20 protein-coding genes are annotated in these 20,220 nt (G+C 70.4%); 13 read left to right on the plus strand and 7 right to left on the minus strand.

Going from position 1 to position 20,220, the window contains the following annotated elements:
- The first annotated feature begins 89 nt into the window (after positions 1-89).
- From N4G70_RS25990 to N4G70_RS26020, 7 genes are all read left to right on the plus strand, one after another.
- Positions 90-1,250, plus strand: a complete 1,161-nt coding sequence (locus N4G70_RS25990) for a mandelate racemase/muconate lactonizing enzyme family protein (RefSeq protein WP_261715134.1) — start codon at positions 90-92, stop codon at positions 1,248-1,250.
- The gene (locus N4G70_RS25995; protein WP_261715135.1) at positions 1,247-2,260 is read left to right on the plus strand and encodes a zinc-binding dehydrogenase; all 1,014 of its coding nucleotides are present in this window, start codon (positions 1,247-1,249) and stop codon (positions 2,258-2,260) included. The genes N4G70_RS25990 and N4G70_RS25995 overlap by 4 nt, the downstream gene beginning before the upstream one ends.
- 184 nt (positions 2,261-2,444) lie before the next feature.
- Positions 2,445-3,428 (plus strand): hypothetical protein, encoded by a 984-nt coding sequence (locus tag N4G70_RS26000; RefSeq protein ID WP_261715136.1) that lies wholly within the window; start codon positions 2,445-2,447, stop codon positions 3,426-3,428.
- Complete coding sequence (chvE, locus tag N4G70_RS26005) at positions 3,428-4,543, plus strand: multiple monosaccharide ABC transporter substrate-binding protein (protein WP_261715137.1); 1,116 nt, start codon at positions 3,428-3,430, stop codon at positions 4,541-4,543. Before N4G70_RS26000 ends, chvE begins: the two co-directional genes overlap by 1 nt.
- 47 nt (positions 4,544-4,590) lie before the next feature.
- Entirely contained in the window at positions 4,591-6,111 is a 1,521-nt protein-coding gene (mmsA, locus tag N4G70_RS26010) for a multiple monosaccharide ABC transporter ATP-binding protein (protein WP_261715249.1), read from the plus strand.
- 5 nt (positions 6,112-6,116) lie between these two features.
- Complete coding sequence (mmsB, locus tag N4G70_RS26015) at positions 6,117-7,352, plus strand: multiple monosaccharide ABC transporter permease (protein WP_261715138.1); 1,236 nt, start codon at positions 6,117-6,119, stop codon at positions 7,350-7,352.
- A 37-nt stretch (positions 7,353-7,389) separates the two neighbouring features.
- A complete protein-coding gene (locus N4G70_RS26020) occupies positions 7,390-8,550 on the plus strand; it encodes an aldose epimerase family protein (protein WP_261715139.1) in 1,161 nt (386 codons plus the stop codon).
- A 68-nt stretch (positions 8,551-8,618) separates the two neighbouring features.
- Here N4G70_RS26020 and N4G70_RS26025 read toward each other — a convergent pair whose 3' ends face one another.
- The 3 genes from N4G70_RS26025 to N4G70_RS26035 form a co-directional block, all read right to left on the minus strand.
- Complete coding sequence (locus tag N4G70_RS26025) at positions 8,619-9,488, minus strand: SMP-30/gluconolactonase/LRE family protein (protein WP_261715140.1); 870 nt, start codon at positions 9,486-9,488, stop codon at positions 8,619-8,621.
- Entirely contained in the window at positions 9,482-10,252 is a 771-nt protein-coding gene (locus N4G70_RS26030; RefSeq protein WP_261715141.1) for an IclR family transcriptional regulator, read from the minus strand. The genes N4G70_RS26025 and N4G70_RS26030 overlap by 7 nt, the downstream gene beginning before the upstream one ends.
- Positions 10,253-10,389: 137 nt before the next feature.
- Complete coding sequence (locus N4G70_RS26035; RefSeq protein WP_261715142.1) at positions 10,390-10,770, minus strand: peptidase inhibitor family I36 protein; 381 nt, start codon at positions 10,768-10,770, stop codon at positions 10,390-10,392.
- Between the two features lie 383 nt (positions 10,771-11,153).
- Here N4G70_RS26035 and N4G70_RS26040 point away from each other — a divergent pair, with 383 nt between their 5' ends.
- The 5 genes from N4G70_RS26040 to N4G70_RS26060 all read left to right on the plus strand — a co-directional run bounded on the left by N4G70_RS26040 (position 11,154) and on the right by N4G70_RS26060 (position 15,255).
- Positions 11,154-11,756, plus strand: coding sequence for a hypothetical protein (locus tag N4G70_RS26040; protein WP_261715143.1), 603 nt, complete (start codon positions 11,154-11,156; stop codon positions 11,754-11,756).
- Positions 11,743-12,459: a class F sortase gene (locus tag N4G70_RS26045; protein WP_261715144.1), complete on the plus strand. Its 717-nt coding sequence runs from the start codon at positions 11,743-11,745 to the stop codon at positions 12,457-12,459. The genes N4G70_RS26040 and N4G70_RS26045 overlap by 14 nt, the downstream gene beginning before the upstream one ends.
- A gap of 259 nt (positions 12,460-12,718) precedes the next feature.
- Positions 12,719-13,621 carry a carbohydrate-binding protein gene (locus N4G70_RS26050; RefSeq protein WP_261715145.1) on the plus strand — a complete coding sequence of 301 codons (903 nt, stop codon included), beginning with the start codon at positions 12,719-12,721 and terminating at the stop codon, positions 13,619-13,621.
- A gap of 75 nt (positions 13,622-13,696) precedes the next feature.
- Positions 13,697-14,779: a dihydrodipicolinate reductase gene (locus N4G70_RS26055; RefSeq protein ID WP_261715146.1), complete on the plus strand. Its 1,083-nt coding sequence runs from the start codon at positions 13,697-13,699 to the stop codon at positions 14,777-14,779.
- Positions 14,776-15,255, plus strand: a complete 480-nt coding sequence (locus tag N4G70_RS26060) for a carboxymuconolactone decarboxylase family protein (protein ID WP_261715147.1) — start codon at positions 14,776-14,778, stop codon at positions 15,253-15,255. Before N4G70_RS26055 ends, N4G70_RS26060 begins: the two co-directional genes overlap by 4 nt.
- 43 nt (positions 15,256-15,298) lie before the next feature.
- Here the strand turns inward: N4G70_RS26060 and N4G70_RS26065 are convergent, their stop codons facing one another.
- Both N4G70_RS26065 and N4G70_RS26070 read right to left on the minus strand, forming a co-directional pair.
- The gene (locus tag N4G70_RS26065) at positions 15,299-16,945 is read right to left on the minus strand and encodes a GMC oxidoreductase (RefSeq protein ID WP_261715148.1); all 1,647 of its coding nucleotides are present in this window, start codon (positions 16,943-16,945) and stop codon (positions 15,299-15,301) included.
- 205 nt (positions 16,946-17,150) lie between these two features.
- Positions 17,151-17,942: a LysR family transcriptional regulator substrate-binding protein gene (locus N4G70_RS26070; RefSeq protein ID WP_261715149.1), complete on the minus strand. Its 792-nt coding sequence runs from the start codon at positions 17,940-17,942 to the stop codon at positions 17,151-17,153.
- Positions 17,943-18,000: 58 nt separating this feature from the next.
- Between N4G70_RS26070 and N4G70_RS26075 the strand changes: the two genes are divergently transcribed.
- Positions 18,001-18,417: a DUF5997 family protein gene (locus N4G70_RS26075; protein ID WP_261715150.1), complete on the plus strand. Its 417-nt coding sequence runs from the start codon at positions 18,001-18,003 to the stop codon at positions 18,415-18,417.
- Positions 18,418-18,472: 55 nt separating this feature from the next.
- Here the strand turns inward: N4G70_RS26075 and N4G70_RS26080 are convergent, their stop codons facing one another.
- Entirely contained in the window at positions 18,473-18,964 is a 492-nt protein-coding gene (locus N4G70_RS26080; protein WP_261715151.1) for a flavin reductase family protein, read from the minus strand.
- Between the two features lie 274 nt (positions 18,965-19,238).
- Entirely contained in the window at positions 19,239-20,174 is a 936-nt protein-coding gene (locus N4G70_RS26085; RefSeq protein ID WP_261715152.1) for a cation diffusion facilitator family transporter, read from the minus strand.
- Positions 20,175-20,220: the final 46 nt, after the last annotated feature.

Raw genomic sequence — 20,220 nt, forward strand, 5'->3', positions numbered from 1 at the left:
CCGGCCGCACGTCATTACCGTCACGCCAGAATTTCGAACGCATGACGAAATATCGAACGTCATGGACAGCAGCCCCGGGAGCAACTGCCTTGCGAATCACGGGAATCACCACCCACGTCGTCGGGACCCCCTGGCGAAACCTCAGTTACGTCCAGGTTCACACCGACGAGGGCCTCACCGGCGTCGGCGAGACCCGGATGCTCGGCCGCACCGACGCGCTGATGGGCTATCTCCGCGAGGCGGAGGGCAACCACATCGCCGGATCCGACCCGTTCGCGATCGAGGACCTCGTGCGGCGGATGAAGTACGGCGACTACGGCCGGGCCGGCGAGATCGTGATGTCGGGCATCGCGGTGGTGGAGATGGCCTGTTGGGACATCAAGGGCAAGGCCCTCGGCGTCCCGGTGTGGCAGCTGCTCGGCGGCCGGGTGACCGACCGCGTCAAGGCGTACGCCAACGGCTGGTACACCACCGAGCGCACCCCGGAGGCCTACCACAAGGCGGCCCGCGCGGTCGTCGAGCGCGGCTACCGGGCGCTGAAGATCGACCCGTTCGGCACCGGCCACTTCGAGCTCGACCGGCAACAGTCCCTGTACGCCGTCTCGTTGATCGAGGCGGTGCGGGACGCGATCGGCCCGGACACCGAGCTGATGCTGGAGATGCACGGCCGCTTCTCGCCGGCCACCGCCGTCCGCCTTGCCCACGAGCTCGCCCCGTTCGACCCGGCGTGGCTGGAGGAGCCGGTACCGCCGGAGAACCTCAAGGCCCTCTCGAAGGTCGCGTCCAAGGTCGACATCCCGGTCGCGACCGGTGAACGCATCCACGACCGGATCGAGTTCCGCGAACTGTTCGAGTCGGGGGCCGTCGACATCATCCAGCCGGACGTGGGCCACATCGGCGGCATCCTGGAGACCAGGAAGCTCGCCGCGACCGCCGAGACCCACTACACCCTGATCGCTCCGCACAACGTGGGCGGCTCGGTGCTCACCGCCGCCTCCCTCCAAGTGGCGGGCTGCACACCGAACTTCAAGATCTTGGAGCACTTCAACGACTTCGCGGACGCCGACATCAAGAAGGTCGTCAAGGGCGCCCCGCAGGTGGTGGACGGCTACTTCGAGCTCTCGGACGCACCCGGCCTCGGCGTCGAGCTCGACGTGGACGCAGCGGCCGAATTCCCGCAGCAGCAGGCCCGGTTCGACCTGTGGGCGGAAGGCTGGGAGAAGCGCGACCCCTCCAGGACCCGGGGATGAACAGCCGCGCGATCGTCGTCGACGCACCGGGCAGCCACCGCCTGGTCACCGGGGAGCGCCCGGAGCCGGGCCCTGGCGAGGTGGTCGTGCGGGTGGCCGCCGCGGGCATCTGCCTGAGCGACCGCGAGGTGTACGACGGCCATCGCGACCGGGGCTATGTCCGCTACCCGCTGACACCCGGCCACGAGTGGGCCGGGACGGTCGAGGCGGCCGGGCCGGGCGTGGACCCCACGCTCGTCGGGCGCCGGACCGTCGCCGAGGGCTTCCGCGCCTGCGGCCGGTGCGATCGGTGCCGGCACGGCGAGACCTCCCTGTGCGAAGGCCCGTACGCCGAGACCGGGTTCACGCATCCCGGTGGCTTCGCCGACCATGTGGTGGTCCCGGCCCGACTGCTGCACCCGCTGGCCGACGACGCTGATCCGCGTGCCGCGGCCCTGCTCGAACCGGCCGCCGTGGTCGCCGCCGCCGTGCGGGCCGGCGCTCCCGAGATGGGTGAGCGGATCGCCGTGGTGGGTGCGGGCACCCTGGGGCTGCTCGCCGTCCAGCTCGTCTCGGGCTACTCGCCCCGCGAGCTGACGGTGATCGACCCCCGGCTCGAACGGGCCGAGCTGGCCCGCCCGATGGGGGCCACCCAGTCCCTCACCCCCGAGGCGTCCCACGCGGAGCGCGGCCGCTTCGACCTCGTGATCGAGACGGCCGGGGCGCCCTCCACGGCCGCCGACGCGACCCTGCTCGCCCGGCGCGGGGGCCGGGTCGTCCTGACGGGCATGTTCGCCCCGGGTGCGACCGGCATCGACCCGGTCCACCTCTCGCTGAACCAGCTCACCGTCCGCAGCGTCTTCGGCGCCTCCTCGGCCGCGTGGTCGTTCGCCGTGCGGGCGTATGCCACCGGCCGGATCGATCCGGCAGCGCTGGTCACCCATGAGTTCCCCCTGGAGCGGTACGCCGACGCGCTCGCCCTGGTCGGCGGCGGCGACCCCACGACCGGAAAGGTCCTGCTGCGGCCGTAGGCCACGGCCTTCGCCCCCAAGTCATGTGGCGCGGCCCCATGTGCCACCGCCCCATGGGGCCACACCCCATGGCCCGCCCACCGCCGCCGAATCACCGGTTCACGCCCGTCCCGTACCCAATGACCCGAACTTCGTTCGAGATATCGAACGTCACGAAGACCAGCTCACGCAAGGAACCCCGCCTGTGACCGAAACCTCAGCCCCCTTCCGCGCACCCTCGGCGCCACGCCGTCCCGGCGAGCGGGCCCTGTCGGGGCTCGGCCTGGCCGCGCCCGCCGAGGACCCCGCCGACTCCTCCCCCCACGCCTTCCCCGACTGCGGCACCTGGCGCACCGAGGTCCCCTCGGTCGAGGGGCCCGAAGCGCTCTCCGTCGTCCTCGCGGAGTCCGCGCGCCTGGACGTACCGGTGCACCGCGTCAGCCAGGGCAGCGGCGTCTGGATGCTGTCCGACGCCGAGATCACCGAAATGGCCGAGGCGTGCGCGGCCCACGCGATCGAGCTCTGCCTGTTCACCGGACCGCGCGGCACCTGGGACACCGGCGGTTCCACCCGAAGCACCTCGGGCGGTGCGGGGCTGCGCGCCCGGGGCCATGACGCGCTCGCGGGATGCGTCGAAGACGCCCTGCGGGCAACGGAGTTGGGCGTGCGCTGCCTGCTCGTGGCCGACGAGGGCGTGCTGTGGACACTGCACCGGCTGCGCGAACAGGGCCTGCTGCCGGCGGACACCACCTTCAAGGTCTCGGCGCTGATCGGCCCCGTCAACCCGGCCTCCGTCGCGGTGTACGAGCGGCTCGGCGCGGACTCCGTCAATGTGCCCTCCGATCTGACGTCGGCCCACTTCACCGAGATCCGGCGGGTGTCCGCCGTTCCCCTGGACCTCTACATCGAGGCGCCGGACGACCTCGGCGGCTATGTGCGGATGTACGAGGCGGCCGAGCTGATCCGCCGGGCCGCGCCGCTCTACCTCAAGTTCGGCCTGTCCCGGGCCCCCGGGATCTACCCCTACGGCGCGCACCTGCGGGACGTCGCCCTGGACACCGCGCGCGAACGGGTGCGGCGCGGCCGTCTCGTGCTGGATCTGCTGGCCCGGCACGACGCCGACGGCGGCATGTCCCCGCTCGGCTCCCGCCTCCCCGGCCCCCTCAACCGCTTCTCCCTCAAGGACTGATGACCATGCGCCGCACCCGCAGAGCAGCACTCGCCCTCGTCGCAGGATCCCTCGCCCTCGCCCTCGCCGCCTGCGGGCAGAGCAGTGAGGGCGGCAGCAAGGACGCCAAGAAGGGCGGCAAGGGCTCGACCATCGGCATCGCCATGCCGACCAAGTCGTCCGAGCGGTGGATCAACGACGGCAACAACATGGTCAAGCAGTTCCAGGACCTCGGCTACAAGACCGAGCTCCAGTACGGCGAGGACAACGTCGACCAGCAGGTCGCCCAGATCGAGAACATGATCACCAAGGGGGTGGACGTCCTGGTGGTCGCCGCCATCGACGGCCGGGCCCTGAGCGACGTCCTCAAGCAGGCCGCCGACCAGCACATCAAGGTCATCGCCTACGACCGGCTCATCCTCGGCTCGCCGAACGTCGACTACTACGCCTCGTTCGACAACGAGAAGGTCGGCGTACTCCAAGCCTCCTACATCGTCGACAAGTTGGGGCTGAAGACCGGCGGCGCCAAGGGGCCGTTCAATATCGAGCTGTTCGCCGGCTCGCCCGACGACAACAACACCCGGTACTTCTTCCAGGGCGCCCTCAAGACCCTCCAGCCCTACCTCGACAAGAAGCAGCTGGTGGTCCGCAGCGGCCAGACCAACCTCAACCAGGTCACCACCCTGCGCTGGGACGGCGCGACCGCCCAGAAGCGCATGGACGACCTGCTGACCAAGGCGTACTCCTCGTCCCGCGTGGACGCGGTGCTCTCGCCCTACGACGGCATCTCCATCGGCATCCTGTCGGCGCTGCGCTCCGGCGGTTACGGGACCGGGGCCAAGCCGTACCCCGTGGTGACCGGCCAGGACGCCGAGGTGGCGTCGGTGAAGTCGATCATCGCGGGAAACCAGACGCAGACCGTCTACAAGGACACCCGGGCGCTCGCCAAGCAGGCCGTGCAGATGGCCGACGCCGTGCTGAACAACAAGACCCCCCAGGTCAACGACGTCAAGACCTACAACAACGAGAAGAAGGTCGTGCCGTCCTTCCTGCTCGACCCGGTGAGCGTCGACAAGTCCAACTACCGCTCCGTACTGGTGGATTCGGGCTACATCAAGGCGAGTGAACTCCAGTGAGCGACCGGTTCCACGCGGCGCCGGATCCGGGAGCGCCCGTCCTGGAGATGCGCTCCATCGTCAAGACGTTCCCCGGAGTGCGCGCCCTGTCCGACGTGTCGCTCACCGTGGCGCCGGGCGAGGTGCACGCCATCTGCGGTGAGAACGGCGCGGGCAAGTCCACCCTGATGAAGGTCCTCAGCGGCGTTCATCCGCACGGGAGTTACGAGGGCGAGGTCCTGTTCCAGGGCGAGCCCTGTGTCTTCAAGGACATCCGGGCGAGCGAGGCGCGCGGCATCGTCATCATCCACCAGGAGCTCGCCCTGGTGCCGTATCTGTCGATCGCCGAGAACATCTTCCTCGGCAACGAGCACGCCACCCGGGGTGTCATCAGCTGGCACGAGACGCTTCTGCACGCCGCCCGGCTCCTGAAGCGGGTGGGTCTGAGCGAGCATCCGGGGACCCGGGTCGCGGACATCGGGGTCGGCAAGCAGCAGCTGGTGGAGATCGCCAAGGCCCTGTCCAAGGAGGTGAAGCTGCTCATCCTGGACGAGCCGACGGCCGCGCTCAACGACGACGACAGCGCCCATCTCCTGGACCTGATCCTGGAGTTGAAGGAGCAGGGCATCACCTCGATCGTCATCTCGCACAAGCTGAACGAGATCGCGGCGGTCGCCGACTCCGTCACGGTGATCCGTGACGGCCGCACCATCGAGACCCTCGATGTGCGGGACCCGGCGACGACCGAGGACCGCATCATCCGCGCCATGGTGGGCCGCGACCTCGACCACCGCTTCCCCGACCGCACGCCCCACCCCGGCGTCCCGGGCGCACACCCTGCCCTGGAGGTCCACGGCTGGACCGTGCACCACCCCATCGACCAGCAGCGCAAGGTCGTCGACGACGTCTCCTTCCAGGTACGGCGGGGCGAGATCGTGGGGATCGCCGGTCTGATGGGCGCCGGACGCACCGAACTCGCGATGAGCCTGTTCGGCCGCTCCTACGGGCGGAACATCAGCGGGTCCGTCCGCAAGGACGGCCAGGAGATCCGGACCCGGACCGTGCCCGAGGCGGTGGGCCACGGCATCGCGTATGTCACCGAGGACCGCAAGCAGTACGGCCTCAACCTCATCGACAGCATCGCCCGGAACATCACCACGGCCGCGCTCGGCAAGGTGTCGCGGCGCGGGGTGGTCGACGAGCACGAGGAGCGGCGGGTCGCCGAGTCGTACCGCCGCTCCATGAACATCAAGACACCCACGGTCTTCGAGCAGGTCGGACGGCTGTCCGGCGGCAACCAGCAGAAGGTCGTGCTCAGCAAGTGGATCTTCGCGGGTCCCGATGTGCTGATCCTCGACGAGCCGACCCGCGGCATCGACGTGGGTGCCAAGTACGAGATCTACACCGTCATCGACCAGCTCGCGGCCCAAGGCAAGGCGGTCGTCTTCATCTCCTCGGAACTCCCCGAACTGCTCGGCATGTGCGACCGCATCTACACGATGGCGGCCGGCCGGCTCACCGGTGAGGTCTCGCGGGCCGAGGCGACGCAAGAAGTGCTGATGCGCCACATGACCACGAACAAGAGGTAGTCGCCATGGCTCCGGTCACCACCGACACCCCCAGGAGCGCCCCCTCGGCGCCCAGCTCGCCGCGCCAGGCGCCCACCGCGCTGCTGCTCGGCGCGGCGCGCCGCAACATGCGCCAGTACGGCATGCTCGTCGCGCTCGGCCTGATCGTCGTGCTGTTCCAGATCTGGACCGGCGGGGTGCTGCTCAAGCCGAACAACGTCACCAACCTGGTGCTGCAGAACAGCTACATCCTGGTCCTCGCCATCGGCATGATGATCGTCATCATCGCGGGCCACATCGACCTGTCCGTCGGGTCGCTCGCGGCCTTCGTGTCGGCGGCGTGTGCCGTGATGATGGTCGAGCACCATGTGCCCTGGGTGCTCGCCCTGGTGGTGGCGCTCGCCATCGGGGCGGTCGCGGGCGCCTGGCAGGGATTCTGGATCGCCTACGTCGGTATACCGTCGTTCATCGTCACGCTGGCCGGGATGCTGTTGTTCCGCGGCGGCACCCAGATCCTGCTCGGCTCGCGCTCGCTCGGCCCGTTCCCCGAGGGCTTCCAGAAGATCTCCACGGGCTATCTTCCCGCGTTCGGCCCGAACACCAACTACCACAATCCGACGCTGCTGTTGGGGCTCGCCCTGATCGCCGTGGTCCTGGTCCAGGAGGCGCGCTCGCGGCGGCGCCAGCGGGAGTACGAGCTCGATGTGCTGCCCCGCGGCCTGTTCCTCGCCAAGTGTGTGGCGATGGTCGCCGCCGTCCTCGCCTTCACCATGACGCTGGCCAGCTACCGGGGCGTCCCGGTGGTGCTGCTGCTGCTCGCGGCACTGCTCATCGGCCTGGGCTTCGTGATGCGCAACGCGGTCGTCGGGCGCCATGTGTACGCGCTCGGCGGCAACCAGGCGGCCGCGAAGCTCTCCGGCGTCAAGGACAAGCGGGTCACGTTCTGGGTCTTCGTCACCATGGGGGTGCTCGCGGCCCTGGCCGGAGTCGTCTTCGCGGCCCGTCTGAACGCCGGAACGCCCAACGCGGGCGTCAACTTCGAACTGGAGGCCATCGCCGCCTCGTTCATCGGTGGTGCCTCGATGAGCGGCGGCGTGGGCACGGTGTTCGGCGCCATCATCGGCGGGCTCGTGCTCGGCGTCCTCAACAACGGCATGTCCCTGGTGGGCATCGGCACGGACTACCAGCAGGTCATCAAGGGGCTCGTGCTGCTCGCCGCGGTCGGCTTCGACGTCTACAACAAACGCAAGGTCGGTTCGTGAGCCCCTCGGGTTCTCCCCTCTTCGAAGGAGTCGCTCCATGAACACCAGCAGACGTACGGTCCTGGCGGCCGGCGCGGCGGCGGGCCTCGCCGCGACGACACTCGGCACCGCCGGCGCACCCGCGCAGGCCGCGTCCCGCCACGCCCCGTCGAAGCAGCACTTCGGCACCCTGGCCGACGGCACCGCGGTCGACCTGTGGACCGTCGCCAACGGCGGCACCCGCCTGAAGGTCCTGTCGTACGGCGGCATCGTCCACTCCCTCGAACTGCCCGACCGCGAGGGGCGCTTGGCCAATGTCTCGCTCGGCTTCGACAACCTCGCCGACTATGTCGCGAAGAGCCCGTACTTCGGCGGCCTGATCGGCAGATACGGCAACCGCATAGCGGCGGGCCGGTTCACCCTGGACGGCCACGCCTACCAACTCCCGCTCAACGACGGGGAGAACAGCCTGCACGGCGGCACCCAGGGCTTCGACAAGCGGATGTGGCGGGTCGAGCCGTTCACCCGCGGTTCGGAGACCGGGCTCGTCCTGAGCAGGGTCTCCCCGGACGGCGAGATGGGCTATCCCGGCACCCTGAAGGTCCGCGTCACCTACACCCTGACGGCGCGGGGCGCCTGGCGGATCGACTACGAGGCGACGACGGACCGGCCGACGATCGTCAACCTCACCAGCCACACCTACTTCAATCTGGCCGGTGAGGGCAGCGGCACCATCTACGACCACACCCTGGAGCTGGCCGCCGGCCGCTACACACCCGTCGACGCCGGCCTCATCCCGACCGGCGAGCTGTCCCGGGTGGGGGGCACGCCCTTCGACTTCCGGCGGGCCAAGCCGATCGGCCGCGACATCCGGGCCGGCGGCGAGCAGTTGGTCCGCGCCAAGGGATACGACCACAACTGGGTCCTGGACAAGGGGATCACGGCCACCCCGGGCTACGCGCTCACGCTGGCCGACCCGTCGTCCGGGCGTGTGATGCGGATGCACACCACCGAGCCGGGTCTTCAGTTCTACAGCGGCAATTTCCTGGACGCCACCCTGGTGGGCAGCTCCGGGCGCACCTACCGCCAGGGTGACGCGGTCGCCCTGGAGACCCAGCACTTCCCGGACTCCCCCAACCACCCCGCGTTCCCGTCCACGGTGCTGCGCCCGGGGACGACGTACCGCACGTCGACGATCCACTCCTTCACGACCCGCTGATCACCCACACCGCCCCAGACGCCCTGTGACCCGCAACTGACGGGTTTCACAGGGCATTTGGTGTGCGTTCAGCCCGCGAAGGCGTGGCCCGGCACTCCGCGACCGGCGCCCGGGACGACGAGCACCGAGCCGGACAGGGGGTGCGGCGCGGCCTGCCCGACGCGGGCGGAGGTGATGTAGAGGTCGGTGAGCCCCAGGCCGCCGAAGGCGCAGGCGGTGGGGCGCCGCACGGGCAGCTCCACGATCTGGTCCAGGGTGCCGTCGGGCGCGTACCGGCGCACGGCCGCGCCGTCCCACAGCGCGACCCAGACCCCGCCCTCGGCGTCCACGGTGAGTCCGTCGGGGTATCCGGCGCCGTCCTCCAGTTGCACGAACTCCATCCGGTTGTGGGCGAGTTGGCCGTCGAAGTCGAAGACCGAGACGGTCCGGGTCGGGCTGTCGACGTAGTACATGAGGCGCCCGTCGGGGCTCCAGCCGATGCCGTTGCTGACGCTCACCTCGCCGAGGACCAAGGTCGCGGTGCCGTCCGGGGCGACCCGCGTCAGGGTGCCGCCGCCGGGTGCCTCGTCGTACCGCATCGTCCCGGCCCACAGCGATCCGTCGGGAGCGACGGCCGCGTCGTTGGCGCGCCGTCCGGCCACGGGGTCGCGCAGCAGCCAGCGGAACCCGTCGCCGGGGCCGTCCTCGCCGTGGTGTTCGGGGTCGTACAGCGCGACGCCGTCCCGGAGGTTGACCACCAGACCGCCCCCGGCCCTCGGTTTGGCCGCGCCGACGTGTTGCTCGGTGGCCAGGACGGTACGGCGCCCGGTCGCCGGATCGTAGGTGTGGATCCGTGAGGCGAGGATGTCGACCCAGATCAGCCGCGCGGCAGCCGCGTCCCAGGTCGGGCCCTCGCCGAGTTCGGCCCCCTCCCGTACCGCGAGTTCGTACCTCACCACGCACCTCGGTGGCCGAGCCGCACGGAGAGGTCGCCCGCGCCCTTCTGGGCGAGTTCGGCCAGCTCGGCCTCGCGCTCGCCGCTCCACCGGATCATGGGTACGGAGATGGAGAGCGCGGCGACGACCCGGCCCGTGCCGTCCCTGACGGGTGCCGCGACACAGCTCACGTCCGGATTGGACTCGCGGTGCTCGACCGCGGTGCCGCGGGCCCGGATCTCGCCGAGCGCGGCGCGCAGGGCGGCGGGATCGGTGATGCTGTCGGGGGTCATGGCGAGGAGCTCGCGGCCTTCGAGGCGGGCGTCGAGCTCGGCCTCCGGCAGCGCCGCGAGCAGCATCTTGCCGACGGAGGTGCAGTGCGCGGGCAGCCGTCGGCCGGCGGCCGAGACCATGCGGACGGCGTGCGTGGAGTCGACCTTCGCGATGTAGATGACGTCGGTGTCCTCCAGGATCGCGACATGGACGGTCTCGTCGCAGGTCTCCGCGACCTCACGGGCCACCTGCTGCCCCTCGGCCGCGAGGTCGAGCTGCTCGGCGTAGCGGCTGCCGAGCTGATAGGTGCGGACACCGAGCCGGTAGCGTCCCGGCTGCCCGGGCTCCGGCGCCAGATACGAGCGCGCGGCCAGGGTGGTGAGCAGCTCGTGGACCGTGGTGCGGGGCAGTTGGAGACGTCGGGTGACATCGGGCGCGGAGAGGCTGCCCTCGCTCTCCAGGAAGAGTTCGAGGACGTCCAGCGCCCTGGTCACCGCGGGAACCAGTCGGCCCATGCCCGCCACCCACCCTCCTCGTTCGAAACTCCGGTCACTGCCCGGAATGACGAACACAGGCTAACCACAGGGGCGTTCAGCGGGCAATGGCCCCGCGCCACCGGTCCGGGCGGATGTCACTCCGCCGCGAACTCGCCCTACTGGGGCTTGAAGGAGCGGATCTGGTAGCTGCCCTGGAGGTTGCCGCCCTGGCCGGACGGCGTGGAACCGACGCGGTGGTTGTAGTTGGTCCCCGTGTAGTACTGGACGCGGTGATTCGTCTTGTTCCATACGGAGCGTACGTTCTGGCCCCGCTGGATGAAGGAGCAGTTGTCCGCGGTGTTGGCCAGCCTCTCCTGGGACCACTGGCAGCGGGTTCCCCCGCCGTTCCAGTCGCTGTAGATGCAGAAGTAGCCGGGCGAGCAGTTGTAGGCCGCCGCGCGGGCGGGCGCCGCGGGTGCCGCGGTCGCGGTGGGTACGACGCCGAGCGCGGCGACCAGGGCCACGGAAGCGACGGCGAACGAGCGGATACGAGGCATGGGAGCAACTCCTGTTTCTCGTCGGCGATCCGGTGCGGCCGCCGCTGTGGGGCCGGCCGTCCAGGACCGCGTGGGCGCGGGGAAGCCGGGGCTCGACGGTCGCGCCGCCGGGGCCGGACCCGCGGGAACACCGCCCAGTCTTTCGCCGCGCCCGGCCCGCCATCAGGACATTTCTCGCCGAACGGGCACGGACGGGAGCACGGGGCGCCCGCGCCGGTGGTGCGCCGGGGCCCGCGCCGCGCGCCCCGCCCTGCCGCGTTGGGGCGGACGGGTGATATCCGGCGCCTGTCGCGGCGAGGCGCGAACACGGCGCTCCACGGACGTGAAAGAGAGTCAGACAGAGCCCGGTTTGTATGACAATCTTCCGAACCAGAGGAACAGACATGCCTGCCCCCACGCTCCACACCCTCGCCCGTCCGCGTACGCGGATCGCCACCGTCGCGGCCCTCACCCTCGCGGGAACCGTCCTGTCGGGCGCGCCCCAGGCGCTCGCCGCCCCGGGCGACAACGGCGACGTCAAGATCCACGCCCTGGGGACGCCGTTCAACGACCAGCGCAACGTCTCGAAGGTCTGCGGCTTCTACCTCGACGGGTTCAACTTCGACACCGTCCAGGGCGTCACCTGGCAGATCGAGCCCCAGCCCGCCAAGGCCGGCGTCGCCCAGCTCTCGGGCACCCTCCAGCTCACCGCCGGCACCGGACACAGCGCCCCGCTGACGCTGCCCGACGGGCAGTACAAGCTCGTCTGGAACATCGTCGGCGGCAAGGGCGCCGGCAAGCAGAAGGTGTTCCAGGTCGACTGCAAGGTGGCCTCCCCCGTCGGTGCCGGCGGTCCGCCACGGGGCGGGGTGCCCGCGGGCGGCGGCGGTCTCGCCGAGACTCCGGGCATCCCGCAGGCGGGGGCGGTGGCGGGCGTCGGCCTCGTCGCGGTCGCCGGGGTGCTCTACATCCGCCGACTCCGCCGCCGCACCGATGGCGCATCGTAGGCGCGCCCCCATCGCCCGTCGCCGGACGCGCGCCTACCGCCTGACGCGGACCGCGGCCCTGACCCTGTCCCTGGTGGTCGGCGGCGTCTGGTGGGCGCAGGACGACGAATCCGCCCCGCCGGCGACCGCCGGCCACGGCGACATCGCGACGGCCGTGGCGTCCGGCGGCGACAGCCGGGGCGCCGCGTCGCCACGGCCGGTGGCGCCGCGGCCGCTGCCGCCGTCCCCGGCGGTCGCGCTCGCGGTGCCGCACCTCGGCATCGAGGCACCGGTCGTCCCGCTGGGTCTGGACGCTCAACGGCACCTCACCACCCCGCCCGTGGACAATCCCAAGGTGGTGGGCTGGTACCAAGGGGGGCCGTCCCCGGGCGAGTTGGGGACGGCCATCGCGGTCGGGCACCGGGACACCAGGACCGGTCCGGCCGTCTTCGCGGCCCTCAGGTCGCTGCGCCCGGGCCGCATGGTGGAGGCCCGCCGCGCGGACGGCCGGATCGCCGTGTACACGGTGGACGAAGTCAAGACGTACGAGAAATCGCACTTCCCGGACCAGGAGGTGTACGGCCCGACCGGCAGGCCGGAGCTGCGGGTGATCACCTGTGGCGGCCGGTTCAGCCCGAAGACCGGCTACGAGAGCAACCTCGTCGTCTTCGCCCATCTGACCCAGGTCCGCACCTCCCCGGCCCCCGGGGGCCATCGGGCCTGATCCGCCGGGCGGCCCGCACCGGGCTGCCCGGCGGTTCTTAGACGGGCGGCCCTTCTGCGGGCGGTTCTTCAACCGGCGGCCGGAAAGCGCCCGTTGGGGCGCCGGTGACGTTCCGTGGCTATTGACACCCCTGTCAATGACATGGACATTACTAGTCGCTCATCCGGCTCCCTCCCCCGCCCCACCCAGGCGCCCCGGGAGCCGCGCTCCACCCCCCACCCTCGTCACATCCCTGACGCACGGTCCTGGAGGAGCCACCATGAACCGACGCAGATCCGCCCTGGCCGCAGCCCTGCTCACCGCGGTCGCGGGCCTCGCATCGACGCACGGCGCCCAGCCCGCCGCCGCCCACCGCACTCTCGCGCCCTCCCCGAACGCCCCCCACCGCGGCACGGTCGCCTCGGCCCGCACACCGGGCCACGACCCGGCGCGGGACCGAGCCGTGGCCGCGCTGAAGAAGGGCCGCGACACCGCCTTCCGCGCCGAGCGCGCCGAACCGACGCACGACTGGTGGGGCGTCTTCCCCCAGCCCGGCACCCACGACGGCATCACCGCGACCCACACCGTCGACCCGGCCTACCGGGTGAGCGACGCCGACAACTTCACCTACGCCCCCACCACCAAGGCGCAGAACTCCTGCATGGAGGTGGTCACCGCCTACTGGAACAGCGGCAACGAGATATGGGCCTGGGACTGGTGCGGCGCGGGCGGCCCGGCCAAGACGGTCACCGTCGACGCGGACTTCAAGGCGAAGTACGCCCAGCCCGCCGGGCGCGAACTCGCCTACAGCGTGCAGCTGGTGCGGGACAACGCCTCCCGCAACACCTGGTCGTCGTACCTCTACAACTACCGCTCGGCGCAATGGGAGTTGCTCTACCGCCAGTCCGGCCGGGACCAGAGCGGACTCGCCCACGGCTGGGACATGTTCGAGATCTACGCGAGTGTGAACCCCTCCACCGGGACGGGCTACTACTGCTCCGAGGCGCGCGACACCGTCTTCGACAGCAGCGCCATACAGCTGCGCCACAACGGCGCCTGGAAGCCGGCGAGTCCGTCCGACTCGCCCTGGACCGACGACAACCCCTCCGGGCGCGACTTCCTGTGCCCGGCGCTGAAGTTCGTCGAAGCCGGCGCGGACGACCACTGGACCGTACGCCAGTAGCGGCGCGGCCGAAGTGCCGCATCTTTTCCGGCCACGGCTCTAGGAACCTCAGGTCCGTCTCGCTACTCTCCGCGCATGATTTCCACGGTTGTGTGGGGCACCGGCAATGTCGGGCGTGCGGCGATACGTGCCGTCGAGGCCCATCCCGTACTGGAACTCTCGGCGGTACTCGTCCACAACCCCGCCAAGGTCGGCCGTGACGCCGCCCAACTAGCCGGTCTGGACGGCGAGTTGGGCGTAGCCGCGACGGACGACATCGCGGCCGTCCTCGCCGCCGGACCCCGGGCCGTGGTGTACGCGGCCTCCGGTGACACCCGGCCGGACGAGGCCCTCGCGGACATCACCCGTGCGATCCGCGCCGGGGCCGTGGTGGTCACCCCCGCGCTCTATCCGCTCTACGACCACCGCGGCGCCCCGCCCGAGTTCCGGGACCCGGTGCTGGCCGCCGTCGCGGAGGGCGGGGGGTCGCTGTTCGTCTCCGGCGTCGACCCCGGCTGGGGCAACGACGTGCTGCCGCTGCTCATCAGCGGGCTCGCCACCACGGTGGACGCGATCCGCTGCCAGGAGATCTTCGACTACTCCACCTATGAACAGGAGGAGTCGGTGCGCCACCTGGTCGGCATGGGACAGCCGATGGAGTACGAGCCCCTCATGCTCGCCCCGTCCATCCCGACCATGGTGTGGGGCGGACAACTGCGCCTGATGGCACGGGCGCTGGATGTCGAGCTCGACGAGATCCGCGAGACCACGGACCGCCGTGCGCTCGACACCACGGTGAGCACCCGGACGATGGGCACCTTCGAGGCGGGCACCCAGGGCGCGGTGCGGTTCGAGGTGCAGGGCATCGTCGAGGGCGAACCGCGCATCGTCATCGAGCACGTCACCCGTATCCACCCCTCCTGCGCCCCGGACTGGCCGGTGCCGCCCGACGGCGGTGACGGAGCGCACCGCGTCGTCATCGAGGGGAGCCCGCGCATCGAGGTCACCGTCGAGGCGACCGACGAGGGGGAGAACCGCTCGGCCGGTGGCAACGCCACGGCGGTCGGCCGTCTGGTGAACGCCATCGACTGGCTGGTGGCGGCGGAGCCCGGCCTCTACGACGCGCTCGACGTCCCGCTGCGCCCGGCAGTCGGCAGGCTCGGAAGGAAGAAGCGATGAGGATCGACATCCCCGAGGGCCAGGAGCCCATCGGCTACGTCTGGGGCGACATGGTCCCCGGCATCGGCATGGCCGCCGCGAACTTCTCGCTCTCGGTCTATGCCCATACCACCTTGGGACTGCGGGAGTTCGAGGCGGCGCGGCTGCGGATCGCGCAGATCAACGGCTGCCAGTTCTGTCTGGACTGGCGCACCGACCGGGACGGCGAGAAGGTCGAGGACACCTTCGCGGAAGCGGTCACCCAGTGGCGCACCACCGACGCCTTCGACGACCGCACCCGGCTGGCCGCCGAGTACGCCGAGCGGTACGCCGTGGATCATCACGGGCTCGACGAGGAGTTCTGGACGCGGATGACCGCGCACTACAGCCAGGTGGAGATCGTGGAGCTGAGCATGAGCATCGGCTCGTGGCTGGCGTTCGGGCGGCTCAACCACGTCCTCGGCCTCGACTCCGTGTGCGTGCTGCCGACGCACTGAAACGGGGCCGCCCGGCGTCCCGGGCGGCCCCGCGTTCGGCCCGTCACGTGAGATCGACGGCGATGATTTTCTCGATGTTCCGTTCGGCGAGCGCCGTGATGGTGACGAACGGATTGACGCTGGTGTTGCCCGGGATCAGCGAGCCGTCGATGACGTACAGGCCCGGATACCCTTGCAGGCGGCCGTAGTTGTCGGTCGCCCTGTTCAGTACCGCGCCGCCCAGCGGGTGGTAGGTGAGGGTGTCGTTCCAGATCTTGTAGGCGCCGAACAGATCGGTGCGGTAGATCGTCCCCTCGGTGGCGTTGATCTTGTCGAAGATCGTCTTGGCCATGTCGATGGACGCCTGCTTCCACGCGGTCTGCCAGTCCAGGTCGACCCTCCCCGCCACGGGGTTCCAGGAGAACGTGCCGCGGTTGGGGTTCTTGGTGATCGACAGATAGAACGAGGCGTAGGTCTCGATCCCGGTGGGCAGCGGCGCGACTTCGGCGAACGCGCCTCCGGCGTTCCAGTTGTCGATGCCGCCGCACGGGATGGACGCCTGGATCTTGCCGGTCGGGTCCCACATGTAGTTGGCCCGCCCGCACATGACGTTGCCGTTGTCGCCCCAGCCCCGCCCGATCTCGCCATTGAGCCTGGGCAGCGCGCCGGTGGCCTTCAGCTTGACCAGGAGCTTGCTGGTGCCGACGCTGCCGGCCGCGAAGAACACCCGGTCCGAGACGACGCTCTTGGTGGCCGTGACATCGCCGGTGGTGTTGAGCTGCTCGATGACGACCGTATAGCGGCCTCCGGCGGCCGGGGAGACCGAAGTGACCCTGTGCAGCGGGGAGATGGTGACCCTGCCGGTCGACTTCGCCTGCGCCAGATAGGTCTTCTGGAGCGATTTCTTGCCGTAGTTGTTGCCGTAGAGGATCTCGCCCGCTACAGCCGACTTGGGGACGGTTCCGGCCGACTCCTGCTTCATGTAGTCCCAGTCGTACACATCGGGCACGAACTGGAAGGGGAAGCCGGAGCGCTGGGCCTGCTTGCGGCCGACCCGGGCGAACTGGTAGCAGTCCACGGTGTCGAACCAGGCGGGGTCGATGAGCCCCGAGCCGAGCCCCGCGTTCGCGCGCGGATAGTAGGTGTTGTACATCTCGTCGGGGTTGACCGACGGGAGGATGGCACCGAAGTTCTCGCGCTTGGGCGTGACCGCCATGCCGCCGTTGACCAGTGAACCGCCGCCGACACCGCGGCCCTGGTAGACGGTGATGCCGCTGAAGTCCTCGGCGTCCAGGATCCCGGTGTAGCGGGGGATGTCCCGGTCGATCGGGATGCCGAAGAAGTTGCTCAGCGGCTGCTTGGTCTTGGTGCGCAGCCAGTACGAGCGGTAGTCCGGCGAGGTCGTGTTGCAGAAGATCTTGCCGTCCGAGCCGGGGGTGTCCCAGGCCATGCCCATCTCGACCATCTGTACGTCGACGCTGGCCTGGGCCAGCCTCAGGGCCGCGACCGCGCCGCCGTATCCGGTGCCGATCACGAGAACCGGAACATGGGCTCCGTCGCCGATGGAGGCGACCTTGGCGACTGTTCCCGCGTGGGCCAACGAGCCGTGGCCGACAAGCGCCGCCGCACTTAGAAGAGAACCTGTTCCAGCGATGAATCTTCGCCGCGATACACCCTGGGAACCCGAATGTTGCATGGTGGTGTCACTCATGTGACATTCCTCACTCTCGATGGAGTGAGAACAGGTTCTACTGGCGCACGCGTGATAAGTCACTAGATACCTGGAGGTAACTTCTGGCTTGTTACGCACGCTTGAGCCGGGGGCGGGGTTGCCAAATACGCCGAACGGCCATGCGGGACGACCGCCGTGCGAGCGGGGGCGAGCGAGCCCGAAGGCACAGGGGCGGCGCGCTGGGTTACGGGCGGCGGCGGGGCTTGCCCCGCTTGGCACCGCTCTTCGCGGCTCCCGAGGCACCGCGCGCGTTCTTGCCGGCGGGCTTGCCACCGGTCTTTCCGGCCGTCCTGCCCGCCGTCGGCTTGCCCTTGGCGCCACTCTTGTCGGCGCGCTTCTGCTTCGGCTGGGGCGGGGTCGGCGTACGGCCGCGGGTGCTGTTCACGGTGCGGCCGCGGACGATCCCGATGAACTCCTCGACCAGGTCCGGGGTGGTCTCCTCCTGCGGCCACGCCAGCGCGACGCGCGACTCGGGAACGCCCGTGATCGTCCGGTAGGTGAGGTCCTTGCGGTGGTACAGCCGGGCCAGCGACAGCGGCACGACCAGCAGACCCACCCCGGCCGCCACCAGCTCGACGGCGTCCTCGGTGGTGGCGGGGCGCTCAAAAGCGGGCAGGCCCGGCGGGCGCTCCCAGTCCAGGGTGTCGTCGAGGGGGTGCAGCACGATGTCGTCGGCCAGTTCCTCGGCGGACACCTCCTCGACGGCCGTGAACAGATGGTCCTTGGGGACCACGACGACCGTCGTCTCGGTGTAGAGGGGGATCGCGCTCAGATCCGTACGGTCGACCGGAAGCCGTACGAAACCCGCGTCCGCACCCCGGCCGCGCAGCACAGCGGGCGCCTCGGCGGCGGAGACCGCGTCGAGGGTCAGGGGGACGTCGGGCAGCCGCTCGCTCCAGATCCGCACCCACTTGCTCGGCGTCACACCAGGAACATAGGCGAGCCGGAACGATGGGGGTTCTTCCGAGCCTGTCACCCCGCCAGGTTACCGGTCGTGGTCGGCGGTATCGCACGCGCTGGCTACTCTTGACACCATGACGTCGCACCAGACCACCCAGACGATGAAGCCCGCGACCGCGGCGAAGAAGCTGGGTGTGTACCTCGAGGCCACACCCGCAGAGTTCCAGGAGGGTGTCGTCTCGCGTTCCGAACTGAACGCCCTCCAGACCGACCCGCCCCAGTGGCTGGAGGATCTGCGACGCACCGGCCCGCACCCCCGGCCCGTGGTCGCCGCGAAGCTCGGGATCTCCATCGCGGGCCTCGCGCGGGGCGGAATCTCCGAGGCCCTCACCACCGAGCAGATCGACGCCCTGAAGCAGGACAACCCCGAGTGGCTGCGCAAGGAGCGCGCCACTCAGGCCGAGGTCCGCAAGGAATCGGTCCGCATCAAGGAGAAGAACAAGGAGAAGAGCGCGCAGCAGGCCGACGAGCCGCGCGGCCCCCGCTCCTGATCCACCCGGGCTCCGCGTATCCCTCCGAGAGCACGCCCGGCCGTGTCCGTCGCCGTCAGGCGTCCTCGGCCGGGTGGCCCGCTTCGATGCTCTGGCCCTCGCTCAGCCGGAAGGGTTGCCACGGCGACGGTTCCACCGTCGCGTCCGCCGGGTCGAGCAGAAAGCCCTCGTGGTCGCCGCCCTCCACGCGCGCCACCACCCGCCCCACGAACCACGCGCGGGCCGCGTCCAGCAGGGCCGTGCCGGCCGGACCCTCGTGCCAGGCGACGCCGGCGAACTTGTCGACCTCGTCGCCCGTGCGTCCGCCGAAGTGCTCGGCCAGGTCGTACTGCGTGCGGTCCAGCAGGTGCACGGCGAGGTATTCGGCCGAACAGGCCACCCGGTAGGTCCTGTTGGCGGTGGAGAGCCACACCATGAAGCGCACCGGGTCGATCGAGCACTGCGAGGCGAAGCCGACGAGGCATCCAGCCCGCTCCGGTCCCGCCACCGCCGTCACCACGTACATCGGGTAGTCGAGACGGTCGATGAACTCCTCCATGCCGGTCATGCGGCTCAACCCCTCAGCTCGTCGTCCGTGGACTGCGGACAGGTGACCACAGGAGTACCCCGTACACGCCCCGGGTCGGCCGATCGGCCGAAAGAACCGACCCGGCCGATGGTGCGGTGGGTAGGGACCGGGGCGGGGAAACCGTTCGCCGCGCGGACGCGGGCCGGGCACCCACGGGCGCTCCCCTCGCCCGCGATGCCCGGCCGTCAACTGCGGCCGGGCATCGTCGCGTTGGCGCGCAGGGGTGTGACGAACGGTATCGGGCCCGGGTGCCTCACCTCGGCGCGCCGGGGTGGTGGGCAGGGCTCACCGGCGCGTCCGTGATGTCGAGGAACACCTGGTCCGCCTCCGGCCATGCCTCCACGACGGCCGCCTTGATCCGCTCGGAGACCAGCTCGACGTCCTCGCTGTCGAGCCCGGGCTTCAGGTCGATCCGGGCCGCGATGAGCGTCGAGTCCAGGCCGAGCCGCATCGTCAGCAGACTCGCCACCCGGTCGATCTCGGGCTGCTCGTCGAGCATCGCCCGGATCTCGTCACGCAGCTCGGGGTCCACGGCCTCGCCGATGAGCTGGTCACGGGCGTCCTTGCCGAGCCGGTACGCCACGTACACGAGGAGCAGTCCGATCGCGAGTGAGGCCGAGGCCTCCCAGACGGCCTCGCCCGTAACCATGTGCAGCGCCATGCCCGCCGCCGCCAGCAGAACACCGAGGACCGCGGTGCCGTCCTCGGCGACGACGGTGCGCAGCGCCGGGTCACTGCCGATGCCGCCGCGCTGCCCGCGCACCTGGTGCAGGGCCCGCAGCAGCGAACCACCCTCGGCGACCAGCGCCACGCCCAGCACGGAAAGGCCGATGACGTAACCGCTGGTGGACTCCTGCTCCTCGGAGCGCAGCGCGTCGATGCCCTGGAGGAAGGAGAAGCAGCCGCCCATGACGAAGATGCCGACGGCGGCGAGCAGGGACCAGAAGTAGCGCTCCTTGCCGTAGCCGAAGGGATGCCGCTGGTCGGCCGGGCGACGGCTGCGCCGCAGCGCCGCCAGCAGGAAGACCTCGTTCATGCTGTCGGCCACCGAGTGTGCCGCCTCGGAGAGCAGCGCGGGCGACCCGGCGAGCACGCCCGCGACGGCCTTCGCGGCGGCGATCAGCAGGTTGGCCCCCAGCGCCACCAGCACGGTCAGCCGCGTCTTGCGGTCCTTCTTGTCTATGGTCACTTCACCATGTCCCTGTAGCAGCACGAGAGTTGATGGTTCGTCAGGT

Source organism: Streptomyces sp. ASQP_92, from assembly GCF_025399895.1.
GTDB lineage: Bacteria > Actinomycetota > Actinomycetes > Streptomycetales > Streptomycetaceae > Streptomyces.